We start from the raw sequence: 22,002 nt of genomic DNA, 5'->3' as shown, positions 1-22,002 counted from the left end.
GGTTTACCCGGGTTGGGCGGCACAATGGTCATTCGGTAACGACGTCGCCCAGGGCTTTGACAGCTCCGGCACTCATGGTTTTCATTGAAGCAATCTTTGTGCCGCCGAGTTCGCCGGCAACCCGCGTTTCACGCTGAAAACCCTGCATCAGAAAAGTCATCAAAAACCATGTGTGACGAACTGTAATTTGCAATCTTGAAAGCGCCAATGCCGTTTGCGTGGACAGTTATGCAAAATTTTCATAAGTTGGTCGTCGGCGTCTTGTCTGCCGGCGGGCGTGGTGCCAGCAGCAACCCCAGTCCGGCCGCCTTGTCCTTGCTGTTGGCCTGCGACTGAAGGTAGACCCACAGGTCCTGCGCGTGGCTTTTGGCCGAATGGCGCGCGCTAGGCCGCTCGCGGTAGACCCGCACTTCCATGGTGATTTCCAGACCGCTGCCGGCGCTGACCAGCCTTCGTGAACGCAGTTCCTTTTTCACCGCACTCAGCGGCAAAAAGGCCAGGCCGTGCCCTTCGAGCGCCATGGCCTTGAGGCCTTCGGCCATGTCGGTTTCGTACACCCGGTCCAGGTGGATGGGAACGCCGGCCTGCTTGAGCATCAGCTCGACCATGCGCCCCAAATACGCGCCGGGCGCATAGCCCAGGTAGGGCAGCGGCTGGCCGGCGCGCCCGGGCAAACGGAATTCGGGCTGGCCGTCCGCCGTGGCGCGACAAAATGGCGCCAGCACCTCGCGCCCCAGCAACACCATTTCATAGCGGTCGGCGCTCAACTGGAAAGGCTGCGAATCGTGGTGATAGGAAATCAGCAAATCGCAGTTGCCTTCAGTCAGGCGCAGCACTGCGTCATGCACATTGAGCGCGATCAGCCGGCTCTTGATCGGGCCGAACTTGTCGCGCAGGCTGCTGACCCAGGCCGGGAAGAAGGTAAAGGCCAGCGTGTGCGGCACGGCAAATTCAATGAAGTCCTGGCCGGCCGACGTGTGGCCGCGCAGCATCGCCCGGGTGGACTGCAGGCCCTGCAGCATTTCCAGCGACTGGTTGTAAAGCGTCTGGCCGGCCGGCGTCAGCCGCGTCGGATAGGAACTTCGGTCCACCAGATCGGTCCCGGCCCAGGCTTCGAGCGCCTGGATGCGCCGCGAAAAGGCCGGCTGCGTGACGTGGCGCAATTGCGCGGACCGGCTGAAGCTGCGGGTTTCAGCGAGCGAGACGAAATCTTCCAGCCATTTGGTTTCCATGTGGGGATTATGGGAGCGTTTGACCAAAGAAACATGGCATCCCGAGCGGTGTGCTGCCTGCCATAAAACAACCGAGGTGGCGTGCCTGCACCAAGGCAGCCACGCCGTCGCAATGCGCGGTGAGGGCGCCAACGACGCGTCCGGACTGCCAGCACCGATGTCGCAACGGGGGCCGCCTGCATCGCGCAGAAGCGCAACGTTCTGGCCTTGGTCGACGCGGCGCAGGCTATTGAAAATGCGTTCAAATTAGCGAAATTGGTGCATGCCCTGAATGCGACAGGGCAGATTCCAGGCAATTCCACACAACATGGGTAGAGCAAAAAGAATGCACGATGCAACGGTACTGACCCGTAATTACTGCCCTTCTCCCACGCAGCGACTTTGGATTCAGGAAGGCGGCATGGCCTTGAGGACGCCGGCACGGCGGATCAGGTGTTTCATCTGGCGCGAAGCGTGGATCGTCAGGTGATGTGGCGTGAAACCGAGCTTGGGCGCGATATGGGCTGCAAGGGCGCCGGCCAAGTCGAGTTGCCGGTCGGAGGCTTCGGCCAACAACGCGGTCACCAGGTTCTCCAGCGCGATCACGCGGAGTTGCAGTTGCTTCAGTTCGGCGTTGGTGAGATGCACTTCGGTTTGCACCTCGCCCGCGATGAAGGTGTCCTGCGGGCAGGCCGGCCCTTCACCCGCGTTGTGATCGCATCGTGAAAGCGCTTCGCCAAGCTGCAGTGCGCGCGCTGCCATGACGGCATCGTCCTCTTTTGTCTCGGTATTTATGCCGGTTTGGACAGCAAACGTCGGGGGGACCGAGAGGCACAGGTCAAGCGCTGACTCCGGATCTTCCTCGCCCAGCATCGACTGCGGCGGGTCGTCGGGCGATCCGGACCGGTACGCTGGCGGGTTGCCCTCATGGTTTGTCATCGAGTGTTCCTTGGCATGAATTTTTTGCATTTTGCGACGCGTTGAATCGCCCTGCGAGCCGGCCTCTGGCCGACCTCACTGCGGGCGGGGTCGATCGACGCCCGACTTCGTGCTACTGTCTGCCTGAAGTTTGCCAATATCCCTGAAACCGTGGCATCAGGAAGTAACAATGAACTCCAAACTTGTCAGTAGCATCGAAGCCGTCGCCCGTTCGCGGCTGATCACGGTTCCCGTTGACGCACTCTTGAGGGACGTGGCAACGCTGCTGTCCGACACCCACATCAGTCTCGTAGTCGTCTGCGAGACTGATGGCCGCATGGCGGGTGTCATCACCAAGACAAACGTCGTGCGCTGCATTGGTCACTGCGCGGGCAGCGCCTGCACCACGTCGGCTGCCAGCCTGATGACGCGCGATGTCGCTTTTTGCCATCCTGCCGATGGCTTGGCCGATGTCCTGGCGATGATGCAGGCGCGGGGCTTTGTCCATGTGCCCGTGGTCGATCAGCACGCCATTCCGTCGGGCGTCATCAACGCACGGGATGCGTTGCGCGAACTGTTGACGCAAGAGCAGTACGAAGAGTCGTTGCTGCGCGACTACGTGATGGGAATAGGCTACCAGTAACAGTAAAGGCCGGCGGTCAGCGTCCCAGCAGCATCTCGCGCAAAACCACCGCGTCGTTGTGCACCTCGTCATGAGCGGAATAAACCAGCGTCAGTTTGCCGGCCCGCGCCAATGAACGCAATTGGCCTAGCAATTCGGCGTTGCGGCGCAGCTCATCCCGGTAGCGCAGGCGGAACTCTCCCCAGCGCGTCGGGTCGTGGCCGAACCACTGGCGCAGCGCGGTGCTGGGCGCGATCTCTTTCATCCATTGCGTCACTGCCACGTCGGCCTTCGAGACGCCACGCGGCCACAGCCGGTCGACCAGGATGCGGTTGCCGTCTTCGGCGGTGGCGGGCTCGTACGCCCGCTTGAGAGCGACGTGGCGGGCTGGAATGCGTGCAGTGGCCATCGAGATTCCGTTTCGTCTGCGATCAGGCGAACGTCGGGATGCTGGCGACCACCGTGGCGGCGAAGTTCAGCTTGCGGTGCGTCATCAGCATGTCGCGCGCGTCGCCCTCGACGTTGACGTCCTCTGCGGCGATCAGCCCGGTGACCGCCGAGGCGACGGCTCCGAAGGCCGCAATTGCAGTGGTTTTCTGACCGAACGAATGGAGCGACCGGTTGCCAGTCAGGCAACCGAGCAAATCGGCGCCGGCCGCCAGGTGCAGCAAGGTGATTGGCAGGTGAACAAGGGCGGGTTGCATCTGTTGCAAGCGTATGGCCATGGCATCGACTCCTGAAAGCTGGGTGACATCTGGCGGCGTTTGCTGCCGGGGCGCCCTACCGCCAGCTTGGTTTGTGCGCATTTCGCGCACGACCACTGCCCTGCGTGAAAAGGTCACCGACTGGAATAACCTTGATCTTCTTCTTCGCCGTTGTCCGCTGCTGTAAGCGGTGTTCGGGGCATGGATACAGGCGATGTCCTAAGGCTTCGCATCATGCACGGGGAGAAACTGTATCTTTGTCCGGGTGTCCGTTCGACTGAAATGCAAACGCTGAAATGCAAAACGCTCATGAACGACAGGCAAACGACGACGGTGAGAACTCCATCATGCTGGCCTGCAGATCCAACACTGGAAACCAACTGGCCACTGGCACTGGAAGCGGCGATGTTCGCTGGCATCAAGCCATGAGATTGCTTTTATGCACCGGCGGTGCTCTGGCAGTTTGGTACGTACTGCACCGCCTTGACCGGCGTCTGGCGGTCCGCGCATGTGTTTCGGCCGAGCAGCTCGCCCTGCGGGACAGTACATCGGAACGGCGATCAGCCGCACGCTGGGAAAACGAAGGCGGCGCGATGCCGACGGGCCATCAAGACGGTTCCCTGCATCGAAATTATCAGAACTGAATTGAATTGAATACTGCGGCACGGCAAATGATGCCGGTGCGCAGGCATTGTCCGGGTGCGCCGCTTCACGACGCGGCACACCGCTTTTCGACCGTTACGGCGCTTTCAGGGTTCAACGAAAGGCACGCGCATGAAACATTCTTCCCGTCCTGTTTTCCTGAACCTTCTGCAGATCAAGATGCCGGTGGGCGCGCTCACGTCCATCACGCACCGGGTGACAGGCGTCTTGCTGGCGGCAAGTGTTCCGGTCCTCGTTTACCTGCTGGAGCTTTCGCTGCGCAGCGAGCAGGGTTTCGACGACGCGACGGGGTTGTTCGGTCATCCGGCCATCAAGGCGGTCGTGTTCATCGAGCTTTGGGCGCTGACCCATCACATGCTGGCAGGCATCCGCCATCTTCTGACCGATATGAGCGTGGGCTCGACCTTTGTCACCGCACGGCGCAGCGCCTGGTGGGTGAACGTCGGCGGCTTGGCCGCGGCGCTGGTCGCAGCGGGAGTCTGGCTGTGAAGGCGCAAACCTCCGGCTTGCCGGCATGGCTGGTGCAGCGCGTCAGTGCCGTTTACATGTTGCTCTTCATCGTGTTCGTGGTGGGCGCCTTGTCATTGCGTCCGCGCCACACCTACAGCGAGTGGCACGCCTGGATCGGCCATCCGGGCATGTCGATGGCGCTGTTTGTCTTTTTTGCGGCGCTGCTCGGGCACATGGGGGTGGGCTTGCGCGATGTGCTGTTCGACTATGTGCGGCCGGCCCGGCTGCGTCCCGTGTTGCTGGGCGTGTTGATCGCGGGCCTTCTCGGCATGGCCGTGTGGCTTGTCTGGATCCTCTGGCGGGCGCAGGGCTGAGTGCGCCGACAGACCCAAAACCCTTGACCGGAAGCGCTTCATGAAACTCTCCATTTCCCGCTACAACCCCGAGACGGACGACAAGCCCTTCCTGCAGGACTACGAGATCGAACTCGGCCACAGCGACCACATGCTGCTCGACGTGCTGGTCCGGCTGAAGGCGCAGGACCCGACGCTGACCCTGCGTAAATCCTGCCGCGAGGGCGTCTGCGGCTCGGACGCGATGAACATCAACGGCCGCAATGGCCTGGCCTGCGTCACGCGGGTCGCCAGCCTCAGGGAGCCGGTGGTGCTGCGCCCGCTGCCGGGCTTTCCGATCATTCGCGACCTGGTGGTCGACATGACCAACTTCTTCCGGCAGTACCACTCGGTGACACCCTACCTCATCAACGACGAGACGCCGCCGGAGAAGGAGCGGCTGCAGTCGCCGGCCGATCGCGACAAGCTGAACGGCGCCTACGAATGCATCCTGTGCGCCTGCTGCAGCAGCCAGTGCCCGTCGTACTGGTGGAACCCGGAGAAGTTCGTCGGCCCCGCCGGACTGATCCAGGCCTACCGATTCATCGCCGACAGCCGCGACCGCGCCACCGACGAGCGGCTCGACAACCTGAGCGGGCCCTACCGCCTGTTTCGCTGCCGCACCATCATGAACTGCGCCGAGGTCTGCCCCAAAGGCCTGGAGCCGGTGCATGCCATCGAGATGATCCGCCTGAAGATGCTGGGCGTGGAAAAAGACAGCGGGCTGGAAACCCACCGCGTGCCGCCCATCCGCTAGCGACTGAATCAATAGCTGGCTCTAGGCGACGGGTGGGTGCGCTGTTGGCATCCGCAGCGCGCCGGATGGGTCGAAGGCAGGCGCTGGAGCGTTTCCAGCTACACGTCGCAAAGCGTCTGGGAAGCGTGTTTCACGCCGCGTCCGATGACAACTGCCGTGCATCAGATGGATTTGGCCAGCACCGCTGCTCTGGCCATAACGCTTCTTTATTGATAGCTTCCTGCCCCGGCACCATAAGCGCTAAACCCCTATTTCGTCCATAATCCGCTCGCTCGCCTGCTGCTGCATGGCCCACATGTCGGCGTAGCGGCCGTTGGCGGCCAGCAAGGCGGCGTGGTGACCACGCTCGACGATGCGGCCATCGTCCATCACCAGTATCTCGTGCGCATCAACCACCGTGGACAGCCGGTGCGCAATCACCAAAGTGGTCTTGTTTTGCGCAGCGGTGCGCAGCTCGCTCTGGATGGCGCGTTCATTGGCCGAATCCAGCGCCGACGTGGCTTCGTCAAAAATCACCACCGGCGGGTTTTTCAGCAGCGTGCGGGCAATCGCCACGCGCTGCTTTTCGCCGCCTGACAGCTTCAGGCCGCGCTCGCCAACCATCGTCTGGTAGCCCGTCGGCGTCGAAGCAATGAAATCGTGGATGCGCGCGGCCCTGGCGGCTTCCTCGACCTCTTCATGCGTCGCACCGGGTTTGCCGTAGGCGATGTTGTACTCGACCGTGTCGTTGAAAAGCACCGTGTCCTGCGGCACGATGCCGATGGCCTGGCGCACGCTGGCCTGCGTGACCTGCTTGATGTCGTGCCCGCCAATCGTGATGCGGCCCTGCTGCACGTCATAAAAGCGGTAGAGCAGCCGCGCCAGCGTCGACTTGCCCGCGCCCGACGAGCCGACCACGGCCACGGTCTTGCCGGGCGGAATCTCGAAGCTCACGTTGTGCAAAATAGGCCGCGCCGGGTCGTAGGCAAAGCTGACGTTTTCAAAGCGCACCGCAGGTGTCGATTCGATTCGCAGCGGCTGCGCGCCGGGCACATCGGCTATCTCGCGCTCTTTTTCCATCAGCGTGAACATTTTTTCCAGGTCGGTCAGGCTCTGCTTGATCTCGCGGTAGATCACGCCCAGGAAACCCAGCGGAATGTAGAGCTGGATCATGAAGGCGTTGACCATCACCAGGTCGCCCAGCGTCATGCGGCCATCGACCACGCCTTGCGTGGCGCGCCACAGCATCGCCACCAGGCCAAAGGCAATGATGAGCTGCTGCCCGGCGTTGAGCATGCTCAGCGTGCGCTGGCTGGTGATGGCAGCAGCACGGTAGCGCACCAGGTTCTCGTCGTAGCGCCTGGCCTCGAACTCCTCGTTGTTGAAATACTTGACGGTTTCGTAGTTGAGCAGCGAGTCGATGGCGCGGCTGCTGGCCAGCGAATCCAGCTCGTTCATGGTCTTGCGAAACTGCGTGCGCCAGTTGGTCACCGTCACGGTGAAGGTGATGTAGAACACCAGCGCAATCAGGGTGATGCCGGCAAACCAGACATCGAACTTGATTGCCAACAGGCTCAGCACCAGCGTCACCTCGATCAGCGTGGGGATGATGCTGTAGAGGGAGTAAGAGATCAGCGAATGCACGCCGCGTGTGCCGCGCTCGATGTCGCGCGTCATGCCGCCGGTCTGGCGCTCCAGGTGAAAGCGCAGGCTGAGCGCATGCAAATGCCGGAATACTTCAAGCGAAATGCGCCGTGCCGCGCCTTCGGTGGCCTTGGCAAACACCAGTTCGCGCAGCTCGGTGAACAGCGTGGTGGACAGGCGCAGCAGGCCATAGGCCACCAGCAAGGCCAACGGCACGACCAGCACCGCCTGCACATCGCCCGGCTTGAGGCTCAGGGTATCGACCAGGTCTTTGAGCAGCAGCGGCACGCCGACGTTGGCCAGCTTGGCGCCCAGCATGAAAGTCAGCGCGGCCAGGGCGCGCCACTTGTATTCCCACAGGTAGGGGAACAGTCTTTTCAGTGTCGCCCAGTCGGAACGCACAGGCGCGGGGGCCGCCAGGGCGCCTGGGGTTGCCATGGCAGGTGCCGGATAGGAATCAGCGGTGGAAGCTCGGGAGCGCATAAGTCACAATCGTTGGAGAGTCATTTTTCAAACCTCAGAGATTGTGCCTATGTCCCCCGAATCAAGCGCCCTGCCGGCCAATACCGGCGCCAGCGCTGCCGCTGCCCCCGGCGCCGTTGCCGCCGCCGACCTGGAAACCCGCGCCCTGCATGGCCAGTTGCCGACCGACAAGGAACTGGTGCTCAAGGTGATCCCGATGCCACGCGACTGCAATGCCAACGGCGACATTTTTGGCGGCTGGGTGATGGCGCAGGTGGACCTGGCCGGCGCGGTGCTGCCGGCGCGCTATGTCGATGGCCGCATGGCGACCGTGGCCGTCAACCAGTTCATCTTCAAGCAGCCGGTGCGGGTCGGCGACATTTTGTCGTTCTTTGCCACCGTGACCCGCATCGGCAATACCTCGATCACGGTGCAGGTCGAGGTCTTTGCCGAAGGTTTCCGGGCGCAGGGCCGCTACTACAAAGTCACCGAAGCCAGCCTGACCTACGTGGCGATTGACGAAGCCGGCAAGCCGCAAAAGATCGCCAGGCCTTGATTGCTATTGAATAAATAGCGGCTTATGTATACCAGCTATACGCAACGAGTACTTTTGACTCTAAAAAAGTTGAATACAGGGAGTTCCAATGGGTTCAGGCATGTGGCAGGAGGTGGCGCAGACCATCGCCTGTGAATTTTCCGACCTGCCCGATGCCGCGCAGGTCACCCGGATTTTGCTTCGCCTGACGCTGGCTGTGCTGCTGGGCGGCTTGCTGGGCATCGAGCGCGAGCAAAAAGGCAAGGCGGCCGGTGTGCGCAACCACATGCTGGTGGCCATGGGCGCGGCGCTGTTCGTGCTGCTGTCGCAGCAGTCAGGCATGGAAGACGATGCCGTCAGCCGCGTGGTGCAAGGCATCATTGCGGGCATCGGTTTTTTGGGCGCGGGCACCCTTCTCAAGGGCGACAACGAGGACAAGGTCAGGGGCCTGACGGCCGCTGCCGGCATCTGGCTGACCGCCGCCATTGGCGTGGCTGCCGGCATGGGGCGCGAGTCCACGACCGTGATGAGCACGCTGCTGGCGCTGGCCATCTTCAGCGTGATACCGCGCCTGGTCAGGCTGGTGGAAAAACCAGAAGCGCTGGTGGTTGACGAAAGTGTTGGGCAGGACAGGCACTGGGTCTGCTGCCAAACAGCGCCGGTCGATGCGGTGATCAGTCCTTCAGGCGCTGCGAGACGAATTCAGCTTCGTAGTCGCGCGCCAGTGACAGTTTTTCGTCCTCGCCCAGCACCTTGCCGGCCAGTTGGAAGACGCTGTGTTCCTCGTCTTCCAGGTGGTGATGTATCTTGTGATGCAGCGCCCGTGCCGCCGCCAGCCAGGCGGGCGAGCTGGGGTCGGTGGCGTCCAGCGCCTCGACCAGCTTGTCCATCTGGTGGTGCTCGGCAATGCCATGGCGCGAAGGCTCCTGCGTCATGTCATGCGCGATCAGCGGCACGTAAAAAAACCGCTCTTCTGCCGCCGCGTGCGCTGCCAGTTCAAGCTTGAGCGAACGGAAGATCGACGCTCTTTCAGCCGTATCGCCCTGCGTCAGGATCAGGTTGTCGGCCAGTGCGCGCTGGGTCACATGGCTGATGCGCAATGCTTCGAAAATGTTCATCGGTTCATTATGCGAACAAGGCGGCAGGCTGGCATGTAGGCCAAGGGCGAGAGATGGCCGCGTTGCTGCGCGCCAGCCACCGGTTTTTTCTGCCAGGCCGGTCGCACAACCCGGATGCTCTGGCAATCCCGCAGGATTGAGGCCTTAAAAAAACAGGTTTTCAGGGAAAACCCCGTTAAACACGCTAAATTAGGCCTTATGAAAAAAGTTCTGATCTTTGGCGGCACCGGCTTTGTCGGCACCCAGGTTTGCGAAAAGCTCAACCAGCTGCAGTGCCGCGTGACCGTGGCCACGCGCCGCAGCGCCAGCGCCCGGCACCTGCAACTGCTGCCGCTGGTGGACGTGGCGCAGATCGATCTGCATGACGCTGCAGCGCTGGCCGCGCTGGTGGCCGGGCACGACGCGGTGGTCAACCTGATCGCCATCCTGCACGGCTCGGAAGACGCCTTTCAAAAGGCGCATGTGCAGTGGCCGCTGAACCTGGTGCGCGCCTGCAAAACCGCCGGCGTACGGCGGCTGGTGCACATCAGCGCACTGGGCGCCTCCACCGAATCGGCATCGATGTACCAGCGCAGCAAGGCGCGCGGCGAAGCCGCCCTGCTCGGCTCCGGGCTGGACGTGACGGTGCTGCGCCCCAGCGTCATCTTTGGCGCGGACGACAAGTTTCTCAACACCTTCGCCAGTCTGCAGCAGGTGTTTCCGGTGATCCCGCTGGCCGGCAGCGAGGCGCGCTTCCAGCCGGTGTGGGTCGGCGACGTGGCCAGCGCCGTGGTGCAATGCCTGGAGGACACCGAGACCATCGGCCAGGTGTATGAAGCCTGCGGCCCGGATGTCTTCACGCTGCGCCAGCTGGTGCAGCTGGCCGGCCGCTACGCCGGCATTGCCCATGGCCAGGGCCGGCCGGTCATCGGCCTGCCCGATGCGTTGGCCCGGGTGCAGGCTTTCTTCATGGAACTGGCGCCCGGCGACCCGGTTCTCAGCCGCGACAACCTGGACGCCATGAAGACCGACAACGTCGCCACCGGCAAGCTGCCCGGACTGCAGGCACTGGGCATCACGCCGGCGTCGCTGGCGGCGATCGGCCCGACCTATCTGGGCGCGCGGGGTTTGCGCAGCGGCCTGATGGCGAAACGGAAAACCTCCGGCCGGTTCTGAACCTTTACCTACCCTGACCTTCACCCGGAAACCCCATGCTCAAGCTCTACATCGGCAACAAAAACTATTCGTCCTGGTCAATGCGGCCGTGGGTGTTGCTCACGCAGGCCGACATTGCCTTTGAAGATATCGTCGTTCGCTTCGATTCCTTTGACGAGGGTTCAGAGTTCCGCAAACAGATCAGCACCGTCAGCCCGGTGGGCAAGGTTCCGGTGCTGGACGACGACGGCTTCAGGGTCTGGGACACGCTGGCGATTGCCGAATACCTGGCAGAGCTTTTTCCTGAAAAAAACCTCTGGCCGCAAGGCGTTCAGGCCAGGGCCCGGGCGCGCAGCATCTGCGCCGAAATGCACAGCGGCTTTGCCGCCCTGCGTGGCGCCTGCCCGATGAACATCGAGGCCGACCTGGCGAGCGCCGGCCAGCTGGTCTGGCGCGACAAGCCTGGCGTGCGCGCCGACGTGGCGCGCCTGGTCGCCATGTGGCGTGAGCTGCTGGCCGGACACGAGGGGCCGATGCTGTTTGGCGACTTCTGCATTGCCGACGCTTTTTTCGCGCCGGTCTGCATGCGGCTCAAAAGCTATGCCCTTCCGGTGCCTGACGACATTGCCGCCTATATCGAGCGCCTGTGCGCCATGCCCGGCGTGAAGGGGTGGATTGCCGGCGCGCTGGCGGAAAACGACTTTCGCGCGTTCGAGGAACCCTACCGCCTGCAGCGCTGAACCCGGCACAGGCCGGGCGTCAAGCCTGCGCCTTCATCGCCCCGCGGATATTCATCGCCGCCAGGCAGACCTGCAGCACGATCAGTGCCGGCGCGCCGGTGTGAACGCCCCAGACGATCCACAGCACATTGCTGGCCAGAAACAGCCAGAAGCCCCAGTTGCGCTTGCCCTTGCGGCTGGACGCCACATACCAGGACGCCACCACGGTGACCAGCATGGCCGGCCATTGCACCAGGTTCAGCAGATCCATGCGGCCTCCTGGCTGGCGGGGCACGGCAGGCAAGGCGTCAAGGGTCCGGAACAAGGGTTTTCGGATACGGAAAAAAGCATGGAGGTGTCGTCCATTTCAAGGCATTCCGGCCACACGGTATGGCGTGGCCCGGATACCCAAAGCATCCCCGGACTGCCTACCGGCCGGCGCTGGTGATATTCGACAAACGCGGTAGGAAACCGGCGCTTGCGCCAGCGGGTCAACAGCCTGCCAGCACAGGTCCATCCCTGCCTTCATGGCGGCGCTAAACTGCCCGCATGAAAATCTACATGGTCGGCGGTGCGGTGCGCGACAAATTGCTGGGCCTGCCGGTGCAGGACCACGACTGGGTGGTGGTGGGCGCCACGCCCGAGGCCCTGACGGCGCAGGGCTTCTTGCCGGTCGGCAAGGACTTTCCGGTATTTTTGCACCCGCAAACCCGCGAAGAGTACGCCCTGGCGCGCACCGAGCGCAACAGCGCGCGCGGCTACCGGGGCTTCGAGGTCTATGCGGCGCCCGAAGTCACGCTGGAGCAGGACCTGGCGCGGCGCGACCTGACTATCAATTCAATAGCTGCACCCGCACATCCAGAAAGCGTAAAAGGTCTTTTTGAGCCTGATTTTGGTGCCTTGATCGATCCTTACGGCGGCCAGCGCGATTTGCAGGCCAGGGTGCTGCGCCACGTCACCGACGCCTTCCGTGAAGACCCGGTGCGCATCCTGCGGCTGGCCCGGTTTGCGGCGCGCTTTGCCGACTTTTCCATCGCGCCCGAAACGCTGGCGATGATGCGCGAAATGGTTGAAGACGGCGAGGTGGATGCGCTGGTGCCCGAGCGCGTCTGGCAGGAACTGGCGCGCGGCCTGATGGAGCACAAGCCCTCACGCATGCTTGACGTGCTGCGCGAATGCGGTGCGCTGCGCCATCTGCTGCCCGAAGTGGACCGGCTGTGGGGCGTGCCGCAGCGGGCCGAATACCATCCCGAAGTCGATACCGGCATCCACCTGCTGATGGTGCTGGACATGGCGGCGCAACTCGGTGCGCCGCTACCGGTGCGTTTTGCCTGCCTGTGCCACGACCTGGGCAAGGGAACGACGCCGGCCGATGCGCTGCCGCGCCACATCGGTCACGAGGAACGCAGCGCCCGGCTGCTCAAGGGCGTGTGCCAGCGCCTGCGCGTGCCGGTGGAGTGCCGCGAAATCGCCGACGTGGTGGCGCGCGAGCACGGTAACATCCACCGCAGCGCAGGCTTCAGCCCCGCCGCCGTGGTGCGCCTGCTGGAGCGCTGCGATGCGTTTCGCAAGCCGCAGCGGTTTGCCGACATCTTGCTGGCCTGCGAATGCGATGCGCGCGGCCGGCTGGGGTTAGAGCAAACGCCCTACCCGCAGCGGCCCCGCCTGCTGGCAGCGCTGGCTGCGGCCCAGAGCGTGGCAACCGAGCAGGTGGCCACCCAGGCCATGGCGGCCGGCCAGAGCGGCCCGAAGATCGGCGAGTGGATTCACCGGGCGCGGGTGGAGGCCGTCAGCCAGCGTCTGGTGTTTGCGCCAGCGCTGGCGGCTTCGCCTTGAGCCCTCAGGAAACGATGTAGGCCGCTGCCGCCGTCGAGAGCAGCTTGCCGTCTGCGCCCAGAAACTCCATGCGCGTGCTCGCCACGCGCGAGCCCAGGCGCATCACTTCGGCGCGCAGCTCGAAATGCGCACCGATGCCGGGGCGCAGGTAATCCACGCGCAAGTCAATCGTGCCAAGCTTGTGAAAGCGCTGCAGCCGCTGCTCCGGGGTGTCGTCCATGTGACGGGCGCCAATGGCCGCCATCACCGCCAGCCCGCCCATGGCGTCCAGCCCGGCACTGATGACGCCGCCATGGATGCGGTTGTAGGCCGGATGGCCGATGAGATCGTGCCGCATGTCGATGCGGGCCGTGACCCGGTCGGCCTTGAGCGAGGTGATCTGCAGGCCGAGCAGCTGGTTGAAGACGATTTTTTCCTCGAAGATGGCTTTGAGTCCGGTGATGAACTCCTCTTCAAACTCGGGCACGGTCGCTGGATGGATCAGGTGTTTGGTCATGGCCTGCATTGTCGGCGAGCGCATGCCGGATCGTGATGGCCTGCCGGCGCACCCGGCCGGAAAATTGCACGACCGCCAACAAAAACGGCACCCGAAGGTGCCGCCATGTGCTGCCGGGGCGTTGAGCGCCCCGGGATCTGCATCAGTGTTTACTCGGCTTTTTGGGCAGCGGTAGACAGCGAGGAGATGTTGGACTCGACCAGTTGCGCAGCCTGCTTGGCGCTTTTCTGGGCGGTTTCGACGGCATTGTTGCCGGCGGTCATGGCGGACTTGAAGACTTCCACAGCGGCTTCGGAACCGGCCGGTGCATTCTTCAGCGAGGTTTCCAGCAATTCGGTGACGGCTTTTTGCGATTCAGCGCTGGCCGATTCGAACACCTTTGTGAAATCGGCGCTGCTGCCGGACACGATGTCATACAGGTGGCGGCTATAGGACGCTGCTTTTTCAGCCATTGGCTTGACCATGCCCGATTGCAGGGTCATCAGGGCCTGGGCATCCTTGACTTCGGTCAGGGCTTGCAGGTGGCCGATGGACTCGCCCATCAGGGCCTTGGAAGCGGCCATGTTCAACTCGATCAGCTTTTCAAAGCTGGCGAATGCTTTTTCCGACAGGCCGGCAAAGGCTTCGACATTGGATTTCTGGGTGGCGATCAGCTGGTCGTTGGTGAAGTTCATGGTGGCTCCTTGGGTTGATGTCAAATAAATGTTGCAGTGCAGCAATTACACCATCACACGACTTTTAACGCAAGCATGCTTTCTGTCCGTCGTTGTAAATAGTGGAAACCCTCGGATTTTTCGGTATGACTTGACCGCAGTGATCGCGCATCCACGGCGATATAGTGGTTCGATGCACATCTGCCCGTCCCGATCAAAGCCAACAGTTGCCAGCCTGAAACGCTGCCAGGCGCTGGTTTCATGATGCCCCGCCTGCATGAGTTCCTCAGCCAGTGGGGGCTGACGGTACACGGCCTGGTGACGCTGTCGGGGCTGATGGTCTACGTCATCGCCTCGCACACCCGGCGCCAGCGCAGGCACCCGTCGGCAGCCATTGCCTGGGTCGTGTCGCTCGCGCTGATGCCTTACCTGGCGCTTCCTCTGTACCTGTTGTTCGGCAGCCGCAAGGTGACGCGTGGCCCGCTGCTGCGTGACACGCCTGCCGTGCCAGTCAACGGACCCCCGTCAGGCGCGCCGGCGTACCGGTTCCAGCAGCTGGCCGCAGCCATGGGCCTTCCGAGCGCTGCGACCTACGAGCAGCTGGCCATTCACCGGAATGGAAAAGAAGCACTGGCCGCACTTCGCAGCGTGCTGCTGGAGGCCAGACAAACGCTGGACATCTGCACTTTTCTGCTCGGCCGCGACGCCCTGGGGCGGGAAGTCAGCGAACTGCTGATGCAGCAGGCGCGCAGCGGCGTGCGCGTGCGCCTGCTGGTGGACGGCATCGGCGTGTACCTGGGCGGACGGCCCGACCTGAAGCCGCTGTCGGCGGCCGGCGTGCAGGTGGCGCTGTTCGTCTCGCCTTTTCGCTCGCCACTGCCTGGCCGAACCAATCTGCGCAATCACCGCAAGATGGTGATGGCCGATGGCCAGCGGATGTGGTCCGGGGGCCGCAACCTGGCGGCTGAATACTTTGTCGGCGACGCGGCCAGCCAGCCGCCCAAAGCGCCCTGGATCGATCTGAGCTTTGACTTTCGCGGCGACCTGGCGCGCCAGGCGCAGCAACGCTTTGACCAGGACTGGGACTTTGCCACGCAGGCCGCGCAGAAGGCTAGGCCACAGCCCGCGTTGGCCGAGCCGGCTTCAGACGTGGCGGGCGCGCAGCTGATTGCCAGCGGCCCCGACCAGTCAGAAGACACGCTGTATTCGCTGTTGATTGCCAGCTGCTTCACGGCGCGCAGCCGCATCCTGCTCATCACGCCCTACTTTGTGCCCGATTCCACGCTGCTGATGGCGCTGACACTGGCCGCCCGTCGCGGCGTGACCGTCGACCTGGTGCTGCCGCGCCGTTCCAACCACCGGCTGGCCGATATGGCACGGCCAGCCGCCCTGCGCGAGATGGCGGCCGCAGGCGCGAGCGTCTGGCTGGTCGATGGAATGGTCCATGCCAAGGCCGTCGTCATTGACACCGAGCTGGCGCTGGCCGGATCGGCCAACCTCGATGAGCGCAGCCTGTTCCTGAATTACGAATTGATGATTGCCTTTTTCAGGCCCGCCGACGTGCATCGCTTTGCCTGCTGGATCGAGCAGCAGCGCGCCACGGCCCGGCTGTACCGCGCAAAAGCCCCGAGTGCGATGGTCGAGTTTTCAGAAGGCTTGATCCGCTGGCTGGCGTTTCAGCTCTGAACAGCGCGCGGCGCAGAAACGGCAGGCCCGGTCAGGGCTCTTATTTGATCGGCAACGGCGCGAACGACTTCACCAGGTCATCGAGCGCCTTCATCTGCGCCAGAAAAGGCTCCAGCTGGTCCAGCGGCAAGGCACTCGGACCGTCGCACCGGGCATGGTCAGGATCAGGATGCGCTTCCAGAAACAGGCCCGCCAGGCCCACCGCCAGGCCGGCGCGCGCCAGGTCGGCCACCTGCTGGCGACGACCGCCCGATGCGGCGCCCCCGGGGTCGCGCTGCTGCAACGCGTGCGTGACATCAAAAATGATCGGCAAGTCATGGCAAACCTTTTTCATCACCCCGAAGCCGAGCATGTCCACCACCAGGTTGTCGTAACCGAAGCAGGTGCCACGGTCGCACAAAATCAGCTGGTCATTGCCGGCTTCCCTGAATTTTTCGACAATGTTGGCCACCTGCGCGGGGCTGAGGAACTGCGGCTTCTTGATATTGATGACGCGGCCGGTCCTGGCCAGCGCCACCACCAGATCGGTTTGCCGCGCCAGAAAGGCCGGCAGCTGCAGCACATCGACCACCTCGGCCACAAGCGCCGCCTGCCAGGTCTCGTGCACATCGGTGATCAGCGGAACCCCGAATTCCGCCTTCACCGCTTCAAAAATCCGCAAGCCTTCTTCGAGTCCGGGACCCCGGTAGGAATGGATGGACGAACGATTGGCCTTGTCAAAGCTGGCCTTGAAGACGTAGGGAATGCCGAGCTTCTGGGTGACACGCACATATTCCGCGCACGAACGCAAGGCCAAATCGCGCGATTCGAGGACGTTGATGCCGCCGAACAGGACGAAGCTCCCGGAGTTGCTGACGTTGATGTGGTTATTGATGGTGGTCAAGTGAATCTCCAGGCAGTCAAATTTTTCATAAGGTTTCTTGAAGTGCAGCAGTTTCCTGCCGTTTGACCGTTTACACAAAAGTTCTTACACCCCCGGTCATGCAGACGCCAGTGTTTCATCAATCGTGTTCACACGAACAGCGACTTGTGCGTTGTGCTCCTGTGCATCGCGCGCGCAGCCTGTTGCCCATCGGCGTTTTGCAACGCTGCATCACGTTCTTCAGCAAGAGCAGCACACAGTGACGGCTATTGTCTATCCAGTCGTGCGAGCAGCTTCTTCAACCACCAGTTTCAGCGTTTGTGGTCATGCAAGCGTTTCGCAACGTGTCCAGTCGCCTTCGACAAACAGCTTCATATCAGCGCCATTCACCAGCCGATTCAACGCCTTTTCTCCGTTGTTTTACACTTTTGAAGCACAGCCGGAAACAAAGGTCTACAAAATTTTTGCAATCGCTTCATCAAGAAGATTCAAACTAGCGAGGCGCTTTGTCCCTATAGTTCGGCCTCGGATTGACGCACGCCCGGACAGCCGAGGCGCTCGTGCAACCCGTCAAGAGCGAAAAAATCGCCCCTGCAAACCATCAAACCTCCAGGAGACAGCCGCATGACATTACACCCGTTACCCGCCTTTTTCGACAGGACCTACCTTTTTGTCGGGCTCGCGGCATGAACCAGACCCTGCTCTCCCTTCTGGCGTTTGCGCCACTGGTGCTGGCCGCTGTGCTGCTGGTCGGCCTGAACTGGCCGGCAAAGCGGGCCATGCCCATTGTGCTGCTGGTGACGGCGCTGATTGCACTCACCGCCTGGGACATGACAGTCAACCGTGTGCTGGCGTCGAGCCTTCAGGGCCTGGTGCTGACAGGCGCCATCCTGTGGATCATCTTTGGCGCCATCCTGCTGCTCAACACGCTGAAACATTCCGGCGCCATCAAGGCCATACGCGGCGGTTTTAGCAACATCAGCCCGGACCGTCGGGTCCAGGTCATCATCGTGGCGTGGCTGTTTGGCTGCTTCATCGAAGGGGCCTCCGGATTTGGCACGCCGGCTGCCGTCGCTGCGCCGTTGCTGGTGGCGCTGGGCTTTCCGGCGATGGGTGCGGTGATGCTGGGCATGATGGTTCAGTCAACCCCGGTGTCCTTTGGCGCGGTGGGAACACCCATCGTTGTCGGTGTGTCGGGCGGACTGGACAAGGCCGGCATTTCCCAGCAGCTGCTGGCCAAGGGGTCGGAGTGGGAAACGTTTTACCGGCTGATCACCTCGGAGGTTGCGATCACGCATGCATTGATCGGCATTGCGATGCCGCTGCTGATGTGCATGATGCTGACGCGGTTTTTCGGCCGCAACAAATCCTGGACCGAAGGCCTGGCCATCGCGCCTTTTGCGCTGTTTGCGGGTCTGGCCTTTGTGATTCCCTATGCGGCAGCAGGTGTTTTTCTCGGCCCCGAGTTTCCTTCCATCATTGGCGCACTGGTGGGCCTGGTCATCGTGGTGCCCGCCGCCAAGGCGGGGTTTTTGCTGCCCAAAAAGACCTGGGACTTTGCCGATGCGAAGGACTGGCCCGAACAGTGGATGGGCAGCATCCAGATCAAGCTGGACGACATGGCCGACAAGCCCGCCATGTCGGTTGGCCTGGCCTGGCTTCCCTACCTGCTGCTGGCGGGGCTGCTGGTGCTGTCGCGCGTCAATGCGGAGGTGAAAGGATTTTTTCTCAACAACCTGGTGCTGGGCTGGAAAAACATTCTTGGCGAGACCGGCCTGTCAGGCAGCATTGAGTTTTTGTACCTGCCGGGCGGCATCATCGTGATGGTGGTGCTGGCGACATTTTTTCTGCAGCGCATGAAATTCTCGGAACTCCGCGCGGCTGTGAGCGAGTCTTCGCGCACATTGCTGGGCGCCGGCTTCGTGCTGATCTTCACCATCCCCATGGTGCGTATCCTGATCAACTCGGGCGTCAACCTGGGCGGCCTGCCGTCGATGCCACGGGCCATGGCTGAACTGGTGGCCAGCAGCGTGGGCCATGTCTACCCGTTCTTTGCGCCAGCGGTCGGGGCACTGGGCGCCTTCATCGCCGGCTCGAATACGGTGTCGAACCTGATGCTGGCGCAGTTCCAGTTCGACACCGCCCATCTCATCGGTGTCTCGGGAGCGATGCTGGTGGCCGCGCAGGCCGTGGGTGCCGCAGCGGGCAACATGATCGCCATCCACAACGTGGTGGCGGCGTCGGCCACGGTCGGGTTGCTGGGGCGCGAGGGCGCGGTGCTGCGCATGACCATCCTTCCCACGATCTACTACCTGATCATGGCTGGCCTGCTGGCGCTGATTGCCATCCATGTCCTCGGCGTCTCCGATGCGCTGATGTAAGCCGACGGCGGCTGCCATTGCGCACCTGCCGAATGTTGAAAAAAAGCCGCTGCCAGTTTCTGACAGCGGCTTTTTTATTCGTCATCCATCGCCTGGGTGCTATCAATCAAGGAGCTGTGAGTGCCCGCCCAGCATGCGGAAACAGCAATTTTTACTTGAAATATGGCATCTAAAGGCTCAAAGTGCCGAGAAATCCGGCTTGCGTTTTTCCATGAAGGCGGTGAACGCCTCGCGGGCGGCGGGCTCCTGCAGCATGCGGCCAAAACTAGCGCCCTCTTCGGCCATGCGCTCTGCGACCATTCCGGCATTGCCTTTTTTCATCAGCCGCTTGGTTTCCATCAGCGACGTGATGGGCTTGGCCGCCAGTTTGAGCGCCTGCCGCTGCGCCAGGGCATTCGCCTCGGCCGGCGGCACGATGCGGTTGATCAGGCCCATGTCCAGCGCCGTCTCGGCCATGAAGGGCTCACCCAGCAGCAGCGCTTCGGCTGCGCGCGGATAACCCATCAGCTGCGCCGCCAGAAAGCTCGACGCCGCTTCAGGGCACAGCCCCAGGTTGACGAAAGGCATGGAAAACGCCGCGTTGTCGCCGGCATACACCAGGTCGCAATGCAGCAGCATGGTGGTGCCGATGCCGACCGCCGGACCGCATACGCTGGCGATGATCGGCTTGGGAAAGCTGCTGAGGCCGCGCAGGAAACGAAACACCGGCGCATCCGGAGTGGCCGGCGGCTTGTTCAGGAAGTCGCCGATGTCGTTCCCGGCTGAAAAGATGGTTTCATGGCCCTGGATGACCACGGCGCGGACCGCCACGTCATGGTTGGCCGAATCCAGCGCATCGGCCAGCAGGTCGTACATGGCGGCGGTGATGGAATTCTTGCGCGCCAGGCGGTTGAGCGTGATGGTCATCACGCCGCTGTCGGTGTGGACCAGGATGTCGTTGGAAATGTCGGTCATGGGCTTTTCTATGGGAATGTAAAAACACGATTCTGGCAGCAAGCCAAAATTTCAGGCGCTCAGGGCTTCGCGCACAAAGTCCAGCCGGTCCTGGCCCCAGTACAGGATGCCGTCCACCAACATGCTCGGGGCGCCAAAAACGCCGCGCGCCACCGCTGCCTCGGTCTGCAGGCGCAGCCGGTCCTTGACCTGTGGATCAGCGGCCAGCGCCATCAGTTCGGCCGCATCCAAGCCGGCGGCCTGCAGCACGTCGGCTGCTGTCGCCGGGTCTGCCATGTTCATGCCGTTCACCCAGAGGGCTTCGAACACTGCCCCGAGGTAAACCACCACGCGCGCATCGGCCCGCATTTCCAGCCCGGCGGCGATGCGCATCAGGGTGATGGTGTTGACCGGGAAATGCGGGTTGAGGCTGAAGGGCACGCCGTAACGCCGGGCGAACCGGGCGAGGTCATCGAACAGGTAGCTGCCCTTGAGCGGAACGCTGATGGGCGCGCGGTTGCCGGTGGCCTGGAACACGCCGCCCAGCAGCATGGGCCGGTATTTCAGCGTGGCACCGGCCTCAAGGCACAGCGCCGGCAACTGCGTCCACGCCAGGTAAGCCGCCGGGCTGCCGACATCGAAGTAAAAATCTACCGATTTGCCCATGGTGCGCTTTCAAAAAAGGGTCAGACGCGCTCGAAAATGCCAGCAGCGCCCTGCCCCATGCCGACGCACATCGTCACCATGCCGTATTTGAGCTGGTGGCGGTGCAGAGCATGGATCACCGTGGCGGCGCGAATCGCACCGGTGGCGCCCAGCGGATGGCCCAGCGCAATCGCGCCGCCCATCGGGTTGACCTTGGACGGGTCCAGGCCCAGCGTGTTGATGACCGCCAGCGACTGCGCGGCAAAGGCTTCGTTCAGCTCGAACCAGTCGATGTCGTTTTGCGTCAAGCCGGCATAGCGCAGCGCAGCCGGAATGGCTTCAATCGGGCCGATGCCCATGATTTCGGGCGGCACGCCCTTGGCGGCGTAGCTGACAAAGCGGGCCAACGGCGTGAGGCCGAATTGCCTGACGGCCTTTTCGCTGGCCAGGATCAGCGCGCCCGCGCCGTCCGAGGTTTGCGAGCTGTTGCCGGCCGTGACCGAACCGCGCGCGGCAAACGGCGTCTTGAGCTTGGCCAGGCCTTCGATCGTGGTGTCAGGCCGGGCGCCTTCGTCCCGGCTGACGATGCGGCTTTTGGCGATGACTTCGCCGGTTTCCAGGTTGGCCGTGCGGTCCGTCACTTCGACCGGCGTGATTTCAGCGGTGAACTCGCCCGCCTGCTGCGCCCTGAGCGCCTTCATGTGCGACTCGTAGGCAAACTGGTCCTGCGCCTGGCGCGAGACTTTCCACTGCTGCGCGACCTTCTCGGCCGTCAGCCCCATGCCGTAGGCAATGCCGACGTTCTCGTCGTTGGCGAACATGGCGGGCGACAGCGACGGCGAATTGCCCGACATCGGCACCATGCTCATGCTTTCGGTGCCGGCGGCAAACATCACTTCAGCCTCGCCGACGCGAATACGGTCAGCCGCCATCTGGATCGCCGACAGGCCGGAGGCGCAAAAGCGGTTCACGGTGATGCCGCCAACGCTGGTCGGCAAGCCAGCCAGCACACCGCCGATGCGGGCGATGTTCAGGCCCTGCGGGCCTTCGGGAATCGCGCAGCCGCAGATGATGTCTTCAATCGCCTTCGGGTCCAGCGTCGGCACCTGGGCCAGCGCGGCCTTGAGGACATTGACGAGCAGGTCGTCAGGCCGGGTGTTGCGGAAAAATCCCCGGTGCGAACGGCCAATGGGCGTGCGCGT

General features: G+C 62.8%; 25 protein-coding genes and 1 pseudogene. 12 read left to right on the top strand and 14 right to left on the bottom strand.

What is annotated here, in order from left to right:
- Nucleotides 1-28: 28 nt before the first annotated feature.
- The 3 genes from GZ092_RS11855 to GZ092_RS11845 all read right to left on the bottom strand — a co-directional run bounded on the left by GZ092_RS11855 (nt 29) and on the right by GZ092_RS11845 (nt 2,150).
- Entirely contained in the window at nt 29-160 is a 132-nt protein-coding gene (locus tag GZ092_RS11855; protein ID WP_293636631.1) for a hypothetical protein, read from the bottom strand.
- Between the two features lie 79 nt (nt 161-239).
- A complete protein-coding gene (locus GZ092_RS11850) occupies nt 240-1,232 on the bottom strand; it encodes a LysR substrate-binding domain-containing protein (protein ID WP_293636630.1) in 993 nt (330 codons plus the stop codon).
- 387 nt (nt 1,233-1,619) lie between these two features.
- Entirely contained in the window at nt 1,620-2,150 is a 531-nt protein-coding gene (locus GZ092_RS11845; RefSeq protein ID WP_293636629.1) for a hypothetical protein, read from the bottom strand.
- 169 nt (nt 2,151-2,319) lie between these two features.
- On the opposite strand from GZ092_RS11845, the gene GZ092_RS11840 reads away from it, so the two are divergent.
- A complete protein-coding gene (locus tag GZ092_RS11840; RefSeq protein ID WP_293636628.1) occupies nt 2,320-2,772 on the top strand; it encodes a CBS domain-containing protein in 453 nt (150 codons plus the stop codon).
- A gap of 16 nt (nt 2,773-2,788) precedes the next feature.
- Here the strand turns inward: GZ092_RS11840 and GZ092_RS11835 are convergent, their stop codons facing one another.
- Together GZ092_RS11835 and GZ092_RS11830 are read right to left on the bottom strand one after the other, a co-directional pair.
- Nucleotides 2,789-3,160, bottom strand: a complete 372-nt coding sequence (locus GZ092_RS11835) for a DUF488 family protein (protein ID WP_293636627.1) — start codon at nt 3,158-3,160, stop codon at nt 2,789-2,791.
- Between the two features lie 22 nt (nt 3,161-3,182).
- Nucleotides 3,183-3,476 (bottom strand): DUF2231 domain-containing protein, encoded by a 294-nt coding sequence (locus GZ092_RS11830; RefSeq protein ID WP_293636626.1) that lies wholly within the window; start codon nt 3,474-3,476, stop codon nt 3,183-3,185.
- 275 nt (nt 3,477-3,751) lie between these two features.
- Between GZ092_RS11830 and GZ092_RS11825 the strand changes: the two genes are divergently transcribed.
- The 4 genes from GZ092_RS11825 (at nt 3,752) to GZ092_RS11810 (ending at nt 5,717) form a co-directional block, all read left to right on the top strand.
- Entirely contained in the window at nt 3,752-4,099 is a 348-nt protein-coding gene (locus GZ092_RS11825) for a hypothetical protein (RefSeq protein WP_293636625.1), read from the top strand.
- Between the two features lie 130 nt (nt 4,100-4,229).
- Complete coding sequence (gene sdhC / locus GZ092_RS11820; RefSeq protein WP_293636624.1) at nt 4,230-4,607, top strand: succinate dehydrogenase, cytochrome b556 subunit; 378 nt, start codon at nt 4,230-4,232, stop codon at nt 4,605-4,607.
- Nucleotides 4,604-4,942: a succinate dehydrogenase, hydrophobic membrane anchor protein gene (gene sdhD / locus GZ092_RS11815; RefSeq protein WP_293636623.1), complete on the top strand. Its 339-nt coding sequence runs from the start codon at nt 4,604-4,606 to the stop codon at nt 4,940-4,942. Before sdhC ends, sdhD begins: the two co-directional genes overlap by 4 nt.
- A 40-nt stretch (nt 4,943-4,982) precedes the next feature.
- Complete coding sequence (locus tag GZ092_RS11810; protein WP_293636622.1) at nt 4,983-5,717, top strand: succinate dehydrogenase iron-sulfur subunit; 735 nt, start codon at nt 4,983-4,985, stop codon at nt 5,715-5,717.
- Between the two features lie 240 nt (nt 5,718-5,957).
- Here the strand turns inward: GZ092_RS11810 and GZ092_RS11805 are convergent, their stop codons facing one another.
- A complete protein-coding gene (locus GZ092_RS11805; RefSeq protein ID WP_293636621.1) occupies nt 5,958-7,778 on the bottom strand; it encodes an ABC transporter ATP-binding protein/permease in 1,821 nt (606 codons plus the stop codon).
- A gap of 94 nt (nt 7,779-7,872) precedes the next feature.
- Between GZ092_RS11805 and GZ092_RS11800 the strand changes: the two genes are divergently transcribed.
- Together GZ092_RS11800 and GZ092_RS11795 are read left to right on the top strand one after the other, a co-directional pair.
- The gene (locus tag GZ092_RS11800) at nt 7,873-8,358 is read left to right on the top strand and encodes an acyl-CoA thioesterase (RefSeq protein ID WP_293636620.1); all 486 of its coding nucleotides are present in this window, start codon (nt 7,873-7,875) and stop codon (nt 8,356-8,358) included.
- A gap of 100 nt (nt 8,359-8,458) precedes the next feature.
- A pseudogene (locus tag GZ092_RS11795) lies at nt 8,459-8,905 on the top strand (MgtC/SapB family protein); the annotation flags it as partial.
- Between the two features lie 106 nt (nt 8,906-9,011).
- Here the strand turns inward: GZ092_RS11795 and GZ092_RS11790 are convergent.
- Nucleotides 9,012-9,455, bottom strand: coding sequence for a hemerythrin domain-containing protein (locus GZ092_RS11790; protein WP_293636619.1), 444 nt, complete (start codon nt 9,453-9,455; stop codon nt 9,012-9,014).
- Nucleotides 9,456-9,653: 198 nt separating this feature from the next.
- Between GZ092_RS11790 and GZ092_RS11785 the strand changes: the two genes are divergently transcribed.
- A complete protein-coding gene (locus tag GZ092_RS11785) occupies nt 9,654-10,610 on the top strand; it encodes a complex I NDUFA9 subunit family protein (protein ID WP_293636618.1) in 957 nt (318 codons plus the stop codon).
- Between the two features lie 35 nt (nt 10,611-10,645).
- Nucleotides 10,646-11,329 (top strand): glutathione S-transferase family protein, encoded by a 684-nt coding sequence (locus GZ092_RS11780; RefSeq protein ID WP_293636617.1) that lies wholly within the window; start codon nt 10,646-10,648, stop codon nt 11,327-11,329.
- 19 nt (nt 11,330-11,348) lie between these two features.
- Here the strand turns inward: GZ092_RS11780 and GZ092_RS11775 are convergent, their stop codons facing one another.
- Entirely contained in the window at nt 11,349-11,633 is a 285-nt protein-coding gene (locus GZ092_RS11775) for a hypothetical protein (protein WP_363254478.1), read from the bottom strand.
- 224 nt (nt 11,634-11,857) lie between these two features.
- Here GZ092_RS11775 and GZ092_RS11770 point away from each other — a divergent pair, with 224 nt between their 5' ends.
- Nucleotides 11,858-13,144 (top strand): multifunctional CCA addition/repair protein, encoded by a 1,287-nt coding sequence (locus GZ092_RS11770; protein WP_293636616.1) that lies wholly within the window; start codon nt 11,858-11,860, stop codon nt 13,142-13,144.
- A 4-nt stretch (nt 13,145-13,148) separates the two neighbouring features.
- On the opposite strand, the gene GZ092_RS11765 is transcribed toward GZ092_RS11770, so the two are convergent.
- Together GZ092_RS11765 and GZ092_RS11760 are read right to left on the bottom strand one after the other, a co-directional pair.
- Nucleotides 13,149-13,640, bottom strand: coding sequence for a thioesterase family protein (locus GZ092_RS11765; protein WP_293636615.1), 492 nt, complete (start codon nt 13,638-13,640; stop codon nt 13,149-13,151).
- Nucleotides 13,641-13,789: 149 nt separating this feature from the next.
- Nucleotides 13,790-14,314: a phasin family protein gene (locus tag GZ092_RS11760; RefSeq protein WP_293636614.1), complete on the bottom strand. Its 525-nt coding sequence runs from the start codon at nt 14,312-14,314 to the stop codon at nt 13,790-13,792.
- Between the two features lie 240 nt (nt 14,315-14,554).
- Between GZ092_RS11760 and GZ092_RS11755 the strand changes: the two genes are divergently transcribed.
- The gene (locus tag GZ092_RS11755; RefSeq protein WP_293636613.1) at nt 14,555-15,979 is read left to right on the top strand and encodes a phospholipase D-like domain-containing protein; all 1,425 of its coding nucleotides are present in this window, start codon (nt 14,555-14,557) and stop codon (nt 15,977-15,979) included.
- 40 nt (nt 15,980-16,019) lie between these two features.
- On the opposite strand, the gene kdsA is transcribed toward GZ092_RS11755, so the two are convergent.
- A complete protein-coding gene (gene kdsA, locus GZ092_RS11750) occupies nt 16,020-16,862 on the bottom strand; it encodes a 3-deoxy-8-phosphooctulonate synthase (RefSeq protein WP_293636612.1) in 843 nt (280 codons plus the stop codon).
- 665 nt (nt 16,863-17,527) lie between these two features.
- Between kdsA and GZ092_RS11745 the strand changes: the two genes are divergently transcribed.
- Nucleotides 17,528-19,222: an L-lactate permease gene (locus GZ092_RS11745; RefSeq protein ID WP_293636611.1), complete on the top strand. Its 1,695-nt coding sequence runs from the start codon at nt 17,528-17,530 to the stop codon at nt 19,220-19,222.
- A 177-nt stretch (nt 19,223-19,399) separates the two neighbouring features.
- Here the strand turns inward: GZ092_RS11745 and GZ092_RS11740 are convergent, their stop codons facing one another.
- The 3 genes from GZ092_RS11740 to GZ092_RS11730 all read right to left on the bottom strand — a co-directional run.
- Nucleotides 19,400-20,176: an enoyl-CoA hydratase gene (locus tag GZ092_RS11740; protein WP_293636610.1), complete on the bottom strand. Its 777-nt coding sequence runs from the start codon at nt 20,174-20,176 to the stop codon at nt 19,400-19,402.
- A 51-nt stretch (nt 20,177-20,227) separates the two neighbouring features.
- Complete coding sequence (locus GZ092_RS11735) at nt 20,228-20,821, bottom strand: 2-hydroxychromene-2-carboxylate isomerase (protein ID WP_293636609.1); 594 nt, start codon at nt 20,819-20,821, stop codon at nt 20,228-20,230.
- 20 nt (nt 20,822-20,841) lie between these two features.
- Nucleotides 20,842-22,002: acetyl-CoA C-acyltransferase (locus GZ092_RS11730; RefSeq protein WP_293636608.1), on the bottom strand; the 1,161-nt coding region annotated here is incomplete at its 5' end.

This window comes from Polaromonas sp. (assembly GCF_010365105.1).
Taxonomy (GTDB): Bacteria; Pseudomonadota; Gammaproteobacteria; order Burkholderiales; family Burkholderiaceae_C; genus Polaromonas.
Note: the sequence above shows the minus strand (reverse complement) of the source record. Positions and strands in the feature narration are given on the sequence as shown.

Coding starts and splice junctions, on each gene's coding strand:
- GZ092_RS11855 (WP_293636631.1), bottom strand. CDS start 160: ATGACTTTTCTGATGCAGGGTTTTCAGCGTGAAACGCGGGTTGCCGGC.
- GZ092_RS11850 (WP_293636630.1), bottom strand. CDS start 1,232: ATGGAAACCAAATGGCTGGAAGATTTCGTCTCGCTCGCTGAAACCCGC.
- GZ092_RS11845 (WP_293636629.1), bottom strand. CDS start 2,150: ATGACAAACCATGAGGGCAACCCGCCAGCGTACCGGTCCGGATCGCCC.
- GZ092_RS11840 (WP_293636628.1), top strand. CDS start 2,320: ATGAACTCCAAACTTGTCAGTAGCATCGAAGCCGTCGCCCGTTCGCGG.
- GZ092_RS11835 (WP_293636627.1), bottom strand. CDS start 3,160: ATGGCCACTGCACGCATTCCAGCCCGCCACGTCGCTCTCAAGCGGGCG.
- GZ092_RS11830 (WP_293636626.1), bottom strand. CDS start 3,476: ATGGCCATACGCTTGCAACAGATGCAACCCGCCCTTGTTCACCTGCCA.
- GZ092_RS11825 (WP_293636625.1), top strand. CDS start 3,752: ATGCAAAACGCTCATGAACGACAGGCAAACGACGACGGTGAGAACTCC.
- sdhC (WP_293636624.1), top strand. CDS start 4,230: ATGAAACATTCTTCCCGTCCTGTTTTCCTGAACCTTCTGCAGATCAAG.
- GZ092_RS11810 (WP_293636622.1), top strand. CDS start 4,983: ATGAAACTCTCCATTTCCCGCTACAACCCCGAGACGGACGACAAGCCC.
- GZ092_RS11805 (WP_293636621.1), bottom strand. CDS start 7,778: ATGGCAACCCCAGGCGCCCTGGCGGCCCCCGCGCCTGTGCGTTCCGAC.
- GZ092_RS11800 (WP_293636620.1), top strand. CDS start 7,873: ATGTCCCCCGAATCAAGCGCCCTGCCGGCCAATACCGGCGCCAGCGCT.
- GZ092_RS11790 (WP_293636619.1), bottom strand. CDS start 9,455: ATGAACATTTTCGAAGCATTGCGCATCAGCCATGTGACCCAGCGCGCA.
- GZ092_RS11785 (WP_293636618.1), top strand. CDS start 9,654: ATGAAAAAAGTTCTGATCTTTGGCGGCACCGGCTTTGTCGGCACCCAG.
- GZ092_RS11780 (WP_293636617.1), top strand. CDS start 10,646: ATGCTCAAGCTCTACATCGGCAACAAAAACTATTCGTCCTGGTCAATG.
- GZ092_RS11770 (WP_293636616.1), top strand. CDS start 11,858: ATGAAAATCTACATGGTCGGCGGTGCGGTGCGCGACAAATTGCTGGGC.
- GZ092_RS11765 (WP_293636615.1), bottom strand. CDS start 13,640: ATGACCAAACACCTGATCCATCCAGCGACCGTGCCCGAGTTTGAAGAG.
- GZ092_RS11760 (WP_293636614.1), bottom strand. CDS start 14,314: ATGAACTTCACCAACGACCAGCTGATCGCCACCCAGAAATCCAATGTC.
- GZ092_RS11755 (WP_293636613.1), top strand. CDS start 14,555: ATGATGCCCCGCCTGCATGAGTTCCTCAGCCAGTGGGGGCTGACGGTA.
- GZ092_RS11745 (WP_293636611.1), top strand. CDS start 17,528: ATGAACCAGACCCTGCTCTCCCTTCTGGCGTTTGCGCCACTGGTGCTG.
- GZ092_RS11740 (WP_293636610.1), bottom strand. CDS start 20,176: ATGACCGACATTTCCAACGACATCCTGGTCCACACCGACAGCGGCGTG.
- GZ092_RS11735 (WP_293636609.1), bottom strand. CDS start 20,821: ATGGGCAAATCGGTAGATTTTTACTTCGATGTCGGCAGCCCGGCGGCT.